Below are 390 nucleotides of genomic sequence, written 5' to 3'. Positions count from 1 at the left end.
CGGCGCTGCGGGCCGGCGGCGAACGGACGATCCGTGGCTCGGGCCCGGCCAGCACGGGACTGCCGCTGTCGGCAGCCTGCTGCAAGATCCGTCCCAGGCGGTGGCAGGTGTCGGCGATTGCTTCCCGCTCACCTGAGCTCAGTGCCGGCGGGTGCGTGCTGGGCCAGTGCAGTACCAGGCCGCCCCAGGTGGTCTGACCGGTGGTGATCGGGGCGGCGGCCATGGTGAAAGGGTGGGGCAGGACGAGCGAGAGTTGCGGATAGCGGCGCGGGCCCGACGGCGTGGGGGGGTGACACCCACAACGTTGGTGGCGGACGTCCACGCTGTCTGGGGGGGGATCGCCCCTCCCGACCCCGGGCGACGGTGTTGCGGACACGCCCTAAACAAAGC

At 72.3% G+C, this 390-nt stretch carries 1 pseudogene; it reads right to left on the bottom strand.

Annotated features, from left to right (window positions below):
• Nucleotides 1–223: pseudogene (locus ACFW2E_RS04250) on the bottom strand (PAS sensor protein); the annotation flags it as partial.
• Nucleotides 224–390: the final 167 nt, after the last annotated feature.

This window comes from Streptomyces sp. NPDC058964, from assembly GCF_042741275.1.
GTDB lineage: Bacteria > Actinomycetota > Actinomycetes > Streptomycetales > Streptomycetaceae > Streptomyces.
This window is presented reverse-complemented; position numbering and strand designations above follow the sequence as displayed.